The 13,755-nt window shown below is 70.0% G+C and carries 13 protein-coding genes; 8 read left to right on the top strand and 5 right to left on the bottom strand.

What is annotated here, in order from left to right:
* Positions 1-156 precede the first annotated feature (156 nt).
* The 4 genes from OG226_RS01230 (at position 157) to OG226_RS01215 (ending at position 6,022) form a co-directional block, all read left to right on the top strand.
* Positions 157-357, top strand: a complete 201-nt coding sequence (locus OG226_RS01230) for a hypothetical protein (protein ID WP_329347375.1) — start codon at positions 157-159, stop codon at positions 355-357.
* A 956-nt stretch (positions 358-1,313) separates the two neighbouring features.
* On the top strand, positions 1,314-3,182 hold the full coding sequence (locus tag OG226_RS01225) for a leucine-rich repeat domain-containing protein (protein WP_329347373.1): 1,869 nt from the start codon (positions 1,314-1,316) through the stop codon (positions 3,180-3,182).
* Between the two features lie 409 nt (positions 3,183-3,591).
* Positions 3,592-3,960: a DUF6415 family natural product biosynthesis protein gene (locus OG226_RS01220; protein ID WP_329347371.1), complete on the top strand. Its 369-nt coding sequence runs from the start codon at positions 3,592-3,594 to the stop codon at positions 3,958-3,960.
* A gap of 415 nt (positions 3,961-4,375) precedes the next feature.
* Complete coding sequence (locus OG226_RS01215; protein ID WP_329347370.1) at positions 4,376-6,022, top strand: beta-1,3-glucanase family protein; 1,647 nt, start codon at positions 4,376-4,378, stop codon at positions 6,020-6,022.
* A 42-nt stretch (positions 6,023-6,064) separates the two neighbouring features.
* Here OG226_RS01215 and secD read toward each other — a convergent pair whose 3' ends face one another.
* The 4 genes from secD to OG226_RS01195 all read right to left on the bottom strand — a co-directional run bounded on the left by secD (position 6,065) and on the right by OG226_RS01195 (position 10,484).
* Complete coding sequence (gene secD / locus OG226_RS01210) at positions 6,065-8,299, bottom strand: protein translocase subunit SecD (protein ID WP_329347368.1); 2,235 nt, start codon at positions 8,297-8,299, stop codon at positions 6,065-6,067.
* Positions 8,300-8,344: 45 nt separating this feature from the next.
* A complete protein-coding gene (locus OG226_RS01205) occupies positions 8,345-8,764 on the bottom strand; it encodes a hypothetical protein (RefSeq protein WP_329347367.1) in 420 nt (139 codons plus the stop codon).
* 104 nt (positions 8,765-8,868) lie between these two features.
* Positions 8,869-9,534 (bottom strand): response regulator transcription factor, encoded by a 666-nt coding sequence (locus OG226_RS01200; RefSeq protein WP_329347366.1) that lies wholly within the window; start codon positions 9,532-9,534, stop codon positions 8,869-8,871.
* A complete protein-coding gene (locus OG226_RS01195) occupies positions 9,531-10,484 on the bottom strand; it encodes a HAMP domain-containing sensor histidine kinase (RefSeq protein WP_329347365.1) in 954 nt (317 codons plus the stop codon). The genes OG226_RS01200 and OG226_RS01195 overlap by 4 nt, the downstream gene beginning before the upstream one ends.
* Positions 10,485-10,815: 331 nt before the next feature.
* On the opposite strand from OG226_RS01195, the gene OG226_RS01190 reads away from it, so the two are divergent.
* From OG226_RS01190 to OG226_RS01175, 4 genes are all read left to right on the top strand, one after another.
* Positions 10,816-11,142, top strand: a complete 327-nt coding sequence (locus OG226_RS01190) for a TraR/DksA C4-type zinc finger protein (protein ID WP_329347364.1) — start codon at positions 10,816-10,818, stop codon at positions 11,140-11,142.
* Positions 11,143-11,188: 46 nt separating this feature from the next.
* Positions 11,189-11,563, top strand: coding sequence for a TraR/DksA family transcriptional regulator (locus OG226_RS01185; RefSeq protein WP_329347363.1), 375 nt, complete (start codon positions 11,189-11,191; stop codon positions 11,561-11,563).
* Positions 11,560-12,393, top strand: a complete 834-nt coding sequence (locus OG226_RS01180; RefSeq protein WP_329347362.1) for a rod shape-determining protein — start codon at positions 11,560-11,562, stop codon at positions 12,391-12,393. The genes OG226_RS01185 and OG226_RS01180 overlap by 4 nt, the downstream gene beginning before the upstream one ends.
* A 219-nt stretch (positions 12,394-12,612) precedes the next feature.
* A complete protein-coding gene (locus tag OG226_RS01175) occupies positions 12,613-13,236 on the top strand; it encodes an Rv1733c family protein (RefSeq protein WP_329347361.1) in 624 nt (207 codons plus the stop codon).
* A 27-nt stretch (positions 13,237-13,263) separates the two neighbouring features.
* On the opposite strand, the gene OG226_RS01170 is transcribed toward OG226_RS01175, so the two are convergent.
* On the bottom strand, positions 13,264-13,716 hold the full coding sequence (locus OG226_RS01170) for a hypothetical protein (RefSeq protein WP_329347360.1): 453 nt from the start codon (positions 13,714-13,716) through the stop codon (positions 13,264-13,266).
* Between the last annotated feature and the right edge of the window lie 39 nt (positions 13,717-13,755).

Raw genomic sequence — 13,755 nt, 5'->3', positions numbered from 1 at the left:
AGCAAAAGAAGCCGATGGTTGATATGGGCCGAAGAGTAGGCCCGACCGAGAACATTCGCGTCTGCGTCAGCGTGGGTGTCTCGACCCGAACCGTAGGGTTCGGATCGAGGCTGCCTGCGCACCCGATCCGACCCATGACAGGGAAGGTAAGGATCGGTGGACAGCACCACCCTCATCGTCATCATTCTCGCCATCGCTGGCGTGGTCACCATGGCGATCTACGTCCTGAAGGGCGTGCTCGACCAGCTTCCGGACGTGATCAAGTCCGCCGGGAACGTGCGCGCCGAGTGGCACCGCTTCAAGAGGCCCGAGCTGCCGCCCTCGGCGGACGACCGGGAGCCGCCCCCTGCCGCCTAGACCATCGCCGCCCCGCCTCGTTCTGAGAGGCGGGGCAACGCTGTTTCGGCAGCTCAACGTCCAATTGTCCAGTGACGGGGCATACTTCAGAGGGCGTGCGGTACTCTCGGTGTAGTGTCCACGGTGGAGCTGCGAACTCCTGTGGGTGCTCGGCAAGATCATCTTCATGTCGCTTCCGTGTTCGCACTGCGGAAGCTGTGTTGCCCGTCAGGACCGGGTGCCTTGTGGCAGCAAGGCGGCATGACCCCGGTTCATCCGACGTCGGACTGCCGTTGACATTGGTGATCAATTTTGTCGCGGACATGCATACTTGATTGCGGTCGGGTGTTAGCCCGGCCTCCTGAGATACCCGGCGATACGTCGGACGCAGGGCTTCTCAGTTCGAGCCACTCAAGCAGTGGCCGAGCTGACGAATGCCCTGCGCATGAGCCCCCGCTCGGTCACCCATCCGAAAGGTACCGAGAAGTTGGACGGGGCAATCGCTCTCGCCGTCGTGGGCGTGGCCGCAATCTTTCTCTTCTCCGTGAAGGGTCTGCTGGATCAGGTCCCGGACGTGATCGACTCCGCCAGCAGGGCGCGCGCAGCATGGCAACGATTCAAACGCGCTGGTGACGAGATAACCAAAGCCAGGGAACAGCCGTCTTCGGCGCAGCTGACGGAGCTGCCGCGTCCCACGTACAGCAGGACCAGGAGCCACCCGCAGCGGCGTAGGCCCGTCGTGGGGTCTCCGTCGCTCTCCTTGGACGCCCTGCCGGTACTCGCGCCCGGCAGGGCGTCTCTGTGTGACAGGAGGGCCGTCCGCGGGCTCAGGCGGCGATGGCCAGGCGGAAGGGGATCTCGGAAGGAGCGGTACCCCCGGGAAGAGGTGTGGGCGTGCCGCCTGCCTGGCGGCCGCACAACCGGCATGGGGATTCAGCGTCGAGGGGTTGTCAGAGGCGGATTGTAGGGTTCCGCGTATGACTTCGATCATCGGCGGCGGAAGCCCGGACGAACGCGTGACGACCTACGCCGGCATGCTCGAAAAAGCGAAGCCGGCTCAGGCCCGCAAGGCGGTGCGAGAGTTGGTGCAGGTCACCGACGACGGCGCCGCGCTGCAGTTGGCGGCGCGTTTCGCGCCGGTCGCGGACCTCGCCGTGGAGACGCTGTTGCGGCTGTGGCCGACGGCCGGCGATCCGGACGGCTTCGCCGCGGCCCTCCTGGCGCCAGCCTTCCTCCGGGAGGGCCGCACGGAGTTGACAGTGAAGCGCGTGACCTCGCTGTCGGGCCTGCGGCACCTCACCATGCTGCGCGCGCTCACGGTGGATCGCTGCAAGGAGATAACCGACCTCACGGAACTCGGCGCGCTCACCGGGTTGCGTCACCTCGACCTGAACGGCTGTGCGGGAGTCGAGGACCTCGGCCCGCTCAGCGGTCTCACCCAGCTCACCTGGCTGAGCCTGCACCGCTGCCGTCCGGTGTCCGATGTCGAGCCGCTTCTGTCCCTGAGCCGTCTGCGCCACCTCGACCTGAGCATGACCCGGGTCAGCTCGGTGACCGACTTCGCAGCCGCGTTGCCCCTTCTTGAGCACCTGAACCTGCGCGGCTGTCGGTCCTTCAGATCCCCGGCGCAGCTGTCCGGCCTCACCCGCCTCACCCACCTGGATCTCGGCTGGACGGCCATCCGTGATCTGACCGGCCTGACGACCGTGCCCGCGCTGGAGGTTCTACGCCTCGTCAGCTGCAAGCAGCTTCGTGACCTGACCGGCGTCGCTGCGGCAGGGGACCTCTCCGAACTGGTCGTCGAGGATTGCCCCCGTTTCCATTCCGTCCGTGGTTTCGGCCAGCACCCTCGTCTGACGACGCTGGAGATATCGGGCTGTCCGGACCTCTCCGACCTGCGGGGACTCTCCTCGCTGACGCACCTGACGGAGTTGCGGATCGTGAGAAGCGAACGGCTGGCCTCCCTCGCGGGAGTCGGGGCTCTGCCCTCCCTGGAAAAGATCACCTTCGAGAACTGCCCCGCGCTTGGGGACTTCGCGTCCCTGGCCGACCTCACCACCGCGTTCCGGCTTCACCTGGACGGGCTGGGCCTGATCCGGGACCTCACCCCGTTCGCGTCCCTCCGCGGCCTCCGTGGACTCGGTCTCGACAAGTGTCACGGCCTGCTGGACCTCACTGGCCTCGACTCCCATGACGCGCTGGAGGAACTGTCCGTCAGCCATACCGACAGCCTGTGCAGCCCCGGTGACCCGGGCGATCTGCCGGCTCTGCAGGAAGTGGGGTTCACCAGTCTTCCCTCGCTCACCGACCTCGGCCGCCTCGACGGCCTGACCGCGCTCACCAAGGTCGGTGTGTGGGACTGCCGTGCGCTCACGGACATCAGCGGGCTGGCCGGCACCCCGGTCGCCGACCTGACCCTCGAAAGGGTCACGAGGCTCGACTCCCTGGGCATCCTCGAAGCCTGCCCCGAACTGCGCGCACTGAGCGTGGAACAGGCCCCGCAGCTGATCGACCTCCCCGTTCTTCGCTCCCTGACCCGGCTCTACCTCTCCCGCCTGCCCTGGAGGGACCTTTCGCCCCTGGCCGGCCTCACGTCGCTCCAGTCCCTGCGCATGGGTTACCTGGACGAAGTGACGGACATCGGTGCGCTGGTCGGCCTGCCCGACCTCTCCGAACTCCTCTTCGGCGGCCACCACTCCCTCACCGAGCTGGGCCCACTGCTCGACATGAAGTCGTTGCGACGGCTCAACAAGTCACTGCAGATGAACGGACAGATACTGCAAGGCCGACGCGATCCCGTCCTGACCGAACTCGCGGCACGCGGGGTCGCGATCGACCAGCGCTGACCGTCACCGACAGTGGCAACAGCTGACGGGCTGACACCCGGAGGCAGCTTCCCGGCGTATGTGACGGCGATTGAGCTGGTGGCGCTCTACGGGGGAGTGGAGGGGCGTCGCCTTGGCGAGCGAGTCATCGAGAGTTACGGGCACCGGTCGCAGGGTCATCACAGGCCTGCGGCACCCGCTCGACCTGCTCAACCGAGACCGCACCGCCGTGCCCGGCCCGCCCATCGCCGACATACTCCGCACGCTGGTGGAGGAGACACGCCGGGCGGGCCGGCCGGTGGAGTTCCCCGACCGGCGGGTGAATCCCCTGCAGTCGCCGAGGTGTTGGCAGCGGTCGCCAAAAAAATCCGCGCCGAAGTGCATCCGTTCCGGAGCCCCGGACGGAAGTGACGGCATGACCCCAGGTGGTATGCCCGTTCTGCTCGATGAGGAGCATGATCCGGCAGACGTCGAGACGATGCGTGTGACTTCGCGGCTTGTGCTGGGACTGTCCCGGCCGCCGTCCACCGGCGAGCTCGCTCTTCTTGTGGCTCAACTGCGCGGCCATCTCCAGGTGATGATCCCCGAAGTCGAGACCATCGCCGCACGCCAGTCACAGAGCAGTGATCTCGCTGCCTGCCTGGCGCTCGCCTGCGCACGGGAGGCGAGGCGCAAGCTGGCGATTCCTGACCGGACCTCGCCTGCCGGGCAACTCGCCCTCGCCTTGAGGCTCGCCCGCATCCTGGACGCCCTGTGCAACCATCACGACGCCCTCGACCCGGACGGCGGAAAACGCTGAACCTGACGTTCGCGTAACAGACATCGGGCCTCTGCACGCGCCGCAGCGGGGGATGCCGGAGGCGGGGGCCGGGGGAGTCCCCAGTCCGCCGTGATCCTCAATCCCCGGCTCTGGGCGTCGAGTTCACACATCCGCCCGCTGCCGTCGGGCTCCGACGTCGTGACCGATGTCGTAGCAGACCGCAACTCCCTTTTCCCCAGGGCGGCTTGTAGCCGACGGGCGTTTCGTGGCTGTGTGAGTGGCCGTTCGCGCCGGCTTCCTGAAAATAGGCGCGGACCGCGCGGATTCCAGGCCTCCGGAACCCTTGACCGTATTGGTCCGGTCCAATAGCGTCACCCCCGCACAGAACCCCACACGACCCAACACCCCACAACCGTCGCACTGCTGACGGACGGTCAAGTCCCTGGGAGGACCTGTGGTTTCCCGACGCTCCCTGCTGACCGCGGCCGGTGCCGCCACCGCCGCGGCTGTGCTCAGCCCCTTCTCGCCCACCGCCACGGCGGCGGCGGTCTCCCTCCCCGTGAAACTGGCCAACAACTCCGGCCACGACAACGTCTACGCCTATATCTCCGGCTCCGACAGCAGCGGCTGGCCGGTCTTCGTCTCGGCGAACGGCGCCCTGAACAGGCTGCCCAACCCGTCGTCCCCCGTGACCCCCATCGCCGACTACTCCATCCCGCTTGGCGCCTCCGGTTCGGCGGGGACCACGGTCAACCTGAACGACTACGTCATAGGCGGCCGGGTCTGGTTCTCGGTCGGCCAGAAGCTCCAGTTCTTCGTCAACCCGGGCACCGTACCCGGCGTGGTGCAGCCCGCCCTGGTCAGCTCCGACCCCAACTGGGCCACCAACTGGACGTTCTGCGAGTTCACCTTCAACAGCGCCAACCTCTACGCCAACATCTCCTACGTCGACATGGTCGCGCTGCCGGTCTCGATGGCCAGCACCGGGAGCGGGGGCAGCCAGTCGGTCAGCCCGCTGCCCTCCGGAGCCCTCGCCTCCATCGCCTCCGGCCTCCAGGCCCAGCACGCCTCCGACGGAGCCCCCTGGGACAGGCTGGTGGTCACCGACTCCTCGGGCGCGGTCCTGCGCGTCATGGCTCCCTCGCACTCGCCGGTCGACTTCGGCGGCTACTGGGACGACTACCTCAACCGGGTCTGGAGCCGCTACGCCTCCACCGCGCTGACCGTCAACGGACAGGGCGGCATCGGCTCCTACACCGGAACCGTCTCCGGCGGCGCCATCGTCTTCTCCGGCCTCAACACCAACGGCGTACCGTTCACCAAGCCGAGCGCGGTCGACATCTTCGGCTGCGCGTCCGGCCCGCTCTACAACTCCGGCTCGGACGCCCGCGGCGCGATCGCCGCGCGGCTCGCCGCCGCGCTCAACCGAAGCTCACTGCTGGTCTCCGGCGGGAACAACCAGCCGGACGGCGTGACACCGTCCCAGTACTACCAGGACGCGATCACCAACCACTACGCACGTCTCGTCCACCAGTACGCCAGCATCGGCTACGCCTTCCCCTACGACGACGTCGGCGCCACCGGCTCGGCCCCCGTGGACGGGCACATCCAGGACGGTGCGCCCACCTCGTGGACCATCACTCTCGGAGCCGGTTCCGGCAGCGGACCGGGAGGTCCGGGCTCGGGCACCGTCAGCGCGTACGGCACCATTCAGGCCGAGTCCTACTCGGCGCAGAGCGGGACCACCACGGAGAGCTGCTCCGACACCGGCGGCGGCAGCGACGTGGGGTACATCTCGAACGGCGACTGGCTCAAGTTCTCGTCCGTGGACTTCGGTTCGGCTTCCCCTGGCCAGTTCAAGGCCCGGCTGGCGTCGGGCGCGGCCGCCGGGATCAGCGGCGCCATCCAGGTACGTCTGGACAGCACCGGCGGCACGAAGATCGCCGAGATCGACTTCGGCAACAACGGCGGCTGGCAGAACTGGCAGACGGTGCCCGCGAACGTCGTCGCCTCCGCAACCGGCGTCCACGACGTCTACCTGGTCTTCGCGGGCAGCACCTCCGATTTCACCAACATCAACTGGTTCACCTTCACCAGCTGATCCCAGGCCTCCCCGCGGATCGGGACCACCGAGGGCGAACTCCTATGCGCGCCTGTGCAGTTCCACGGCCAGCGGCGTGGCGGTGAACATGGAGGAGTAGGTGCCGACCGCGAGGCCGATGAGGAGAGCGAGGGCGAAGTCCGTCAGGCTGTCGCCGCCAAGGACGGCCAGTGCGGTGAGGATGAACGCGGCGCCCATGCCTGTGTTGACGGTACGCGGCAGGGTCTGGAGCAGTGCTTGGTCGGCGATGCGGCTGAAGGGTGCTTCGCGGTCGCGGCGGCGGAGTTCCCTGATCCGGTCGAGGAGGACGACGGAGTCGTTGACGGAGTACCCGATGACCGTCAGGAGCGCGGCGAGGAAGACCCCGTCGATGGGTTTGTCGAGCCAGGCGAAGACGCCGACGAGGATCACGACGTCGTGGACGAGGGCGGTCACCGCGGAGCTTCCCAGGAGCCAGCGGAAGCGCGCCGCGAGATAGCCGAGCTGCGCGACGAGGGCGACAGCCAGGGCGATGAGCCCACCCTGGCGCAGCTCCTTGCCGAGGCTCGGGCCGATGGCTTCGTCACGGAGCAGGTCGGCCCTGCCGGTGAGGGCGGCGACGGTTTCGGTGAGCGAGGCTGCCTCGGCGTCGCTGAGGTGGTGGGTACGGACGCTGAGTTGGTTCTCGCCGGAGGTCTGCACGACGGCGCGGGTGAACCCGGCGTCGGCGAGGGCGTTCCGGGCCCGGTCGGAGTCGACGGAGGCGGCCGTGGCGTATTCGACGAGGCGTCCTCCGGTGAACTCGACCCCGAGGTCGAGACCGCGCAGGGCGATGCCGGAGGCGGCCAGGACGAGGGCCGCGGCGGAGACGGCCAGCCATCGGCGCGGATGACGCATCAGGTGCGGATCCGCGCGGGTGATCCGGTCGCGGATGGCGCCGGTGTGCGCGATGCCGGTGATCCGGGGGCGGCGGCGCACACCGCGACGGGCCACGGCGTAGTCGGCGAGGACGCGGGTGATGACGAGGGCGCTGAGCATGGAGGCGAGGACACCGATACCCAGCGTCACACCGAACCCGCGGACGGGACCCGAGGCGAGGAGGAACAGCAGTCCGGCCGCGATGAGGGTGGTGACGTTGGAGTCGGCGATCGCGCTGAACGCCCCGCGGAACCCCGCTGTCAGGGACGCCCGTGGGGTGGGGCGGGAGCGAGCGGCGTACTCCTCGCGAGCACGCTCGAAGACGAGCACGTTGGCGTCGACCGCCATGCCGATGGCCAGGACGAACCCGGCCAGGCCGGGCAGGGTGAGGGTGGCGCCGAGGGCCGCGAGGGCGGCGTAGGAGACGAGGCCGTAGCAGCCCAGTGCCACGGTGGCCAGGACGCCCACGAGCCGGTACACGGCGATGATGAACAACGAGGTCAGGGCGGTGCCGACGACGGCGGCCCAGACGCTGGCGGTGATGGCCTCCGCGCCGAGCGTGGGACCGACGGTGCGTTGCTCGATCGTCTCGACCGGCACGGGCAGGGCGCCGCCGTTGATGAGCAGCGCCAGCTCTCGGGTCTCCTCGTCGTCGAACGTTCCGTTGATCTGGGTGGAGCCGCCGCCGATGCCGGAGCCGCAGGCGACGGACGGGTCGACCTGCGGCGATGAGATGATCTTGTTGTCGAGGACGATAGCGACCCGGCGGGCCGGGTTCCCGGCCTGCTGGCAGGCGGCCTCACCGGTCAGGCGGGCCCACCGGTCCTGGCCCGGTCCCTTGAAGTCGACGGTGACATGCCACCCGGCGCCGCCTTGCTGGTCGAAGCGGGCGGCGGCCTTGTCGACGGCGTCGCCGGTCAGAGAGGCAGCCCGAAGACGCAGGGACTGCCCCGACTCGTCGGCCAGCACGAGCTGGTGGGGCCGTCCGGGCGTCGGTTCAGGCGTGGCGCCGGCATCCGACGCCGTGCCGAGAACCTGGTGGAAGGTGAGCTGGGCGGTGCGGCCGAGGACGTCCGCCGCCTTCCGCGGGTCCTGCACGCCGGGAAGCTCGACGACGATCCGGTTGCTGCCGGAGCGCGTGATGGTGGGTTCGGCGACTCCGAGCGCGTCGACACGGCCGCGCAACACCTCCATCGTGCGTTCCGTGGCCTCGCTGTCGCTGTCGCCGCCGGCGGCGGTCGTCGGCCGGGTTTCCAGCACGAACTGGGTACCGCCCCGGAGATCGAGTCCGAGGTGGACGGGCACGGTGAGCGCGACGTACAGGGACAGTGCGACGGCAGCGAGGGCGATCAGCGCTCTGGTGCGCCGGGATCGTTTCACGGCGGGCCTCCGGCAGACATGCCGCGGCCGGCACTGCGACCGCGGTCAGGGGAAGGAAGGAAGAGGTTCGGGTGCCGGAGAGCGAGGGGGCGCGCGTGTCCTGTGGCGGTTCGTCGGCCGGTCGGAGGACGCCGGGTGCGGCACGGTCGGCCCGGTCCGCGAGGACTGGAGCAGGTCCGTTCCCGTGACGTGCGACGTGACGGGGACGGAGAGCGGTGGTGAAGGACGCTCACCGGTCGTCTCGCGCTGACTCCGGGCCGCGGTGGTGGACACAGCGGCGTCCGCGTCCTCCGTGCAGGGGCGGCTGTGGGCCGACACGGTCGCGACGGCAGCGCGCACCGTGCCGTCAAGGGGATGAGGGCACGGTGCGGCGAGCAGTGTGGTGAGGACGGCGAGCAGGACGACCCGCACCACGGCCCGGAACGGGCCCCCGCAGCACGGGGCGCTGGGCGTGAAGCGTGCCATGCCCCGTCCCCTTCGCATGTCGGTGGCGGTCGGCCGGGAGAGCTCGGAGGCCTCAAGGCACCGGCCGGGGAGTGGGCGGCCCGTGCCTTGAGGCGGTCAGCGGGTCAGGCCTCGATGAGGCCGACGCGGATGGCGTAGCGGGTGAGCTCCAGCCGGTCACGCAGACCGAGCTTGGACAGCAGGTTCGCCCGGTGCCGATGGACGGTCTTGATGCTGATGAAGAGCATCTCGGCGATCTCCTTGGACGAGTGGCCCTCGGCCACCAGCTTGAGGACCTCCTCCTCGCGCGCGGTCAGCAGCTGGTCGGGCACTTCCTCGCCGTGGCGGACCCGGTCGAGATAGTGGCGGATCAGGGCGGTGACCGCGCCCGGATACAGGAAGGGCTCGTCACGCATGGAGGCCCGGCAGGCGGCCACCAGGTCGCGGTCGGCCACGGACTTCAGCACATATCCGCTGGCCCCGGCCTTCAACGCCTGGAAGAAGTACTGCTCGTTGTCGTGCATCGTCAGCATCAGCACCCGCACTCCGGGCTTCAGGGCGACGAGTTCGCGGGCGGCCTGCAGACCCGTCATCCGCGGCATCGCGATGTCCAGTACCGCCAGGTCCACCTCGTGGGTACGGGCCAGCTCGATGGCCTCCGCGCCGTCGCCGGCCTCGGCGACCACCTCAAGGTCCGGTTCCCGGTCGAGGATGAGGCGCACTCCGCGACGTACCAGCGCGTGGTCGTCGGCGAGGAGAACGCGGATCGCGGGGGCGTCGGGCGTGGTCATGGCTGCTTCCTGGGTACGGGCACGGTCAGCCGGATCCGCGTACCGGCCCGGGGCTGGGAGGTGACGTCCAGCGTGGCCCCGATCAGCAGGGCCCGCTCCCGCATTCCGCGGATGCCCGCGCCTTCGCGGGCCACGCCGGTGCCGCGGCCGTCGTCGACGACGGCCAGCACCACCGTTTCGTCGGTGTGGGCCAGGCTCACCTCGACCTGGTCGGCCTCGGCATGGCGGGCCGCGTTCGTCAGCGCCTCCTGGGCGACGCGGTACAGGACGAGTTCGGTCTGCTGATCCAGTTCGGGGAGACCGGAACAGAAACCGCGGACGACGCGCAGTCCCGCGTGGGTGGAGAACTCCGTGGTCAGCGAGGTCAGCGCGCTGACCAGGCCGAGATCCTCCAGCACCCCCGGCCGCAGTCGGCGCGCCAGACGGCGCACCTCGTCCAGACTGCCCCGGGTGATCTCCTGCACCTGCCGCAGTTCGCCTTGCAGGGGCTCCTCGGCCTCGGCGGCCACCCGCTCCAGGGCCAGCAGGACCGCGGTCATCGTCTGGCCGACCTCGTCGTGCAGTTCCTGGGCGATACGACGGCGCTCGGCTTCCTGCGCGGTCAGGACGCGGGCGTTGCTGGTGGCCCGTTCGTGTTCGAGGCGCTCGATCATGGCGTTGAAGCCGCGGATCAGCTCGGCCGTCTCGCCGTGACCCTGGGCCGGCAGCCGTTGCCCCGGGCGCAGCAGATCCACCGTGGTCATCAGCCGGGTGAGCCGGTCGAGCGGGGCCAGACCGATCCGCAGCATCGCCGCGTTCGCGACCAGCATGACGACCAGGCCGGCCACGAGGATCACCGCCTCGGTCAGCACCACCGGCACGGACACCGTCACCGGAGCCCACAGCAACAGCGCGGTGGCGCTGCCCAGCACTACCGCGTTGAGGGCGAAGATCCGCCAGAACAGTGACACCGGGATGACGCCTCTCTCTTTGACACGGCGTTGTCTCCAGTGTCGGTCACCGCGCGCCCCGAGCGGACGCGCCTCCATGGGCCCTGACCGGCCCGCTTCCCAATCTGCCCGCTGCCGTACGCCACGTCGATGGGGTCCAGTACCCATTTGGCGACCTTGGCCTGCCCATGCCGCGATGGGCCCTGGGCCCGGCCGTAGATGGTCATCGCGCCCGATGGGTTTCACACCGGCCACCGACCACGCTGGAGGCACCGGAGCACCCGCGGTGCCTTCCGGCCCTCGACCCGACCATTCAGCAGCGCTACGCGCCCCGTCGAAAGAAGGACCCGCCATGTCGCTCGACACACCCCGGACCGAGACCCGCCCCGAGCGGCTGACGGACCATGAGGCTCGCCAGCGGCTGGAACACGAACGCGCCTCCCGTCTCACGCAGTTGCAGGCCGTCGACGAGGCGGGGCCCGACGCGGGAGAACAGCTGATGTCCGCGCAGAAGGACACCATCCGGCGGGTTCTCGCCGAGATCGAGGCCGCGTTCGGCCGCGTCCAGGACGGAACCTACGGCAGCTGCCGAGGCTGCTCCCGGGCGATACCCGTCGAGCGCCTGGAGATCCTGCCGTACACGAGCTGGTGCGTCCCCTGTCAGCGGGATGCCGGCTGACGACCGCCCCTCCGCCTTCCGTCTCCCGCCCTGCCCTAGGGGTCACATGCTGAACCAGCAGACGAGCGACGACCGCGGCAGCAACTTCTCCACCGAGGACCTGGCCGCACTGCGCGAGAACCTGCACGAGCAACGCCTGTTCCGCCAGGAGCAGTTGCGGCAGCTCTCGGCGGCCGCCACGACCCGAGCCGCCGCGGCACCCGAGCGTCGGGCCGCATCCCAGACCGAGGTCCGTGTCACGCTCGCCGCCTCCGCCCGGATGGTCCTCGCCGAAGTCGAGGCCGCCCTGACGCGGATGGACCAGGACACCTACGGAACCTGCCACCTGTGCCGCGGACCCGTCGCCCTCGTACGACTCATGATCGTCCCGCAGGCCCGTTACTGCGCCCGCTGCCAACAAGACCTGGAGGACGGCCGGTGACAACTCCGCTGGGCCCCCGCCCCACGTCCGCCCGTCATCGTCCGTGGCCCTGGTGCCGGCGCTGCTGTGGCATCGCCCTCGACCTGGGCAGCGCCCGTACCCGTGCCTGGCTCTCCGGGCGGCGGACGATCATCGACATGCCCACGGTGACCTTCCCGGGCGTCGGCTCCGTGTATCCCATCCAACGCGGCTGCATCGTCGACACCCCCGGCACGGCCCGGATGCTCAACCGGATGCTCGGCCACCGCCTGCCCCGCTTCGGCCGTCCTGTGGTCATCCTGACCACGCCCGTACTGGGCGCGGTCGCCTACCGGACCGAGGCCCGCACCGCGGTCGAGATCCTGCGCCCGCGCACGGTGCTGACCGTATCCACCGCGCGCGCCGTGGCCGTGGCCGTGGACGCCGACCTGACCCGCCCGCTGCTCGTCGTGGACCTCGGCGCCCATCTCACCGAGGTCGCGCTCCTGGCCGACGGAGCGGTCGTCGACGCCCGCCATACCGCGCTGGGCACCAGCGACCTGGACCGCCTCACCCCACCCGCGCAGATCGCGGACGCGGTCGTCGCGATGGTGACCACGATGCTGGAGGAGGGCCCCGGTTCGCAGGCGCTCGACGCGCTGCGGCGGGGTGCGCTGCTGGTCGGCGGGGGAGCTCTGCGTCCCGAGATCACGTACCGTCTCGCCCGCAGGCTGCACACTCCCGTCCAGCCGGTGCCCGCCCCGCAGACCGCGGCGGTCCGAGGCGCCGCGAGGCTCCTCCAGGCCGTCCACACCCACCCCTCCACCACCACGGTCAGCGACGTCACAGGCGTGCTGCCACGGTCTGTCTGAGGGCGTCGTCGTCCACCGGGGGCGGGTCGCGTGGATCAGGTGTGCGCGGGTGCCCGGCCCAAGGCGGGGGAGGGGGAGTGGGGCGCCCGGCATGATCCGAGTCGAGCCGGACACTCACGCCTCGAACACGGCCCGGTCCTGCCGTGAACATCCGGCGAAGTGAGCACGGTCGTAGGGGCCGTATGGAATTCACCCGGTTCGTATGGAAGGAGAAGCACCGTGGCCCGCGCGGTACTCCCAGGGGAACCGCCCCACGAAGATCTTGCCCGTGTCCTGTTGTGGCGATGGCGGCGCAACCCCCTGCGCCGCCGCACCGATCTCGTGCAGGCATGGGTCGCGGCCGGCCTGTTCCTGATGGTCCTGGCGGGCATCCCCACCACCATATTCCTGGCCGGCGACACCGCGTACCGCCACTACGAGAAGTCCGCCCGCCACCAGATCGCGACCCGGCACCCCGTCCCCGCCGTGCTCGTCCGGGACGCCCCGCGCCACCCGGAACCGGGCTCGGACGAGGCGAAGAAGGCCCGGTACCCTGTCACCGTCCGCTTCACCGATGCCCAGGGACGATCCCGCACCGCACAGGCGCACGTCCGTCCCGCTCTCCCCGCGGGCAGCACCGTCCGAGTCTGGGTGAACGCCGCGGGAGAGGTCACCGGCCCGCCGCTCACCCCGGAGCAGATCCGCAACCACTCCATGGGCTGGGCGCTCGTCGCCGCCCTGACCGTCCCGCTGATCGGCGCCGCCGTGTACGGCGTGGCCGACCGCCGGCTGGAGCGGCACAACCTCGCCCGGTGGGACACGGCCTGGGCCGAGACCGCCCCGCGCTGGACCACCTTCCCCTGACGCGGCCCCGCGGCCCGCGATGCGTCACTACGGCGTGGCCTCCGGCCCATTTGGACCGTGTCCTGCATGGTCGGTCGTCCGAGGCGAGGTGGCCGGTTCGGGCGTCTTGGGCAGTTCGCGGCCGTCCAACCTCGCCTCGACGAGCTTGGCGACCGCGTCGGTGCGGTGGTTGGTGAAGTCGGGGCTTTCGAGGTCGTCGCGGGTCATCCGGTCGATCAGGTGCTCCGCCTGGGAGATCTCGTTGTCGGCGGGCTTGGTTGCCGCCGGCGCAAGCTCGGACGGGTCGCGGATCTCGTCGGGCCGGCGCATCGCGTGCAGCACGATCGCCTCGCCGCGCATCCGCAGCAGACCGAGACCTTTCCTGCCGGACCCGGCGTATGTGGCGACAGTTTCAGGTTCAGCGTCGGGCTGTCCGGCGGCCGTGTCCACCTCCTCTGCCGCGGTGCCGCCCCTGGTCGCGGTGTCGTCGAGGCCGGACACGGGGAACGTCCTGAACTGCCCGCGCAGCTCAGGACGTCC

This window comes from Streptomyces sp. NBC_01261, assembly GCF_036226385.1.
Classification (GTDB): Bacteria; Actinomycetota; Actinomycetes; order Streptomycetales; family Streptomycetaceae; genus Streptomyces.
This window is presented reverse-complemented; position numbering and strand designations above follow the sequence as displayed.

What these genes read in the sequence shown, in the direction of transcription:
- OG226_RS01225 (WP_329347373.1), top strand. Translation starts at nt 1,314, where the DNA reads ATGACTTCGATCATCGGCGGCGGAAGCCCGGACGAACGCGTGACGACC.
- OG226_RS01220 (WP_329347371.1), top strand. Translation starts at nt 3,592, where the DNA reads ATGCCCGTTCTGCTCGATGAGGAGCATGATCCGGCAGACGTCGAGACG.
- OG226_RS01205 (WP_329347367.1), bottom strand. Translation starts at nt 8,764, where the DNA reads ATGGCACGCTTCACGCCCAGCGCCCCGTGCTGCGGGGGCCCGTTCCGG.
- OG226_RS01200 (WP_329347366.1), bottom strand. Translation starts at nt 9,534, where the DNA reads ATGACCACGCCCGACGCCCCCGCGATCCGCGTTCTCCTCGCCGACGAC.
- OG226_RS01190 (WP_329347364.1), top strand. Translation starts at nt 10,816, where the DNA reads ATGTCGCTCGACACACCCCGGACCGAGACCCGCCCCGAGCGGCTGACG.
- OG226_RS01185 (WP_329347363.1), top strand. Translation starts at nt 11,189, where the DNA reads ATGCTGAACCAGCAGACGAGCGACGACCGCGGCAGCAACTTCTCCACC.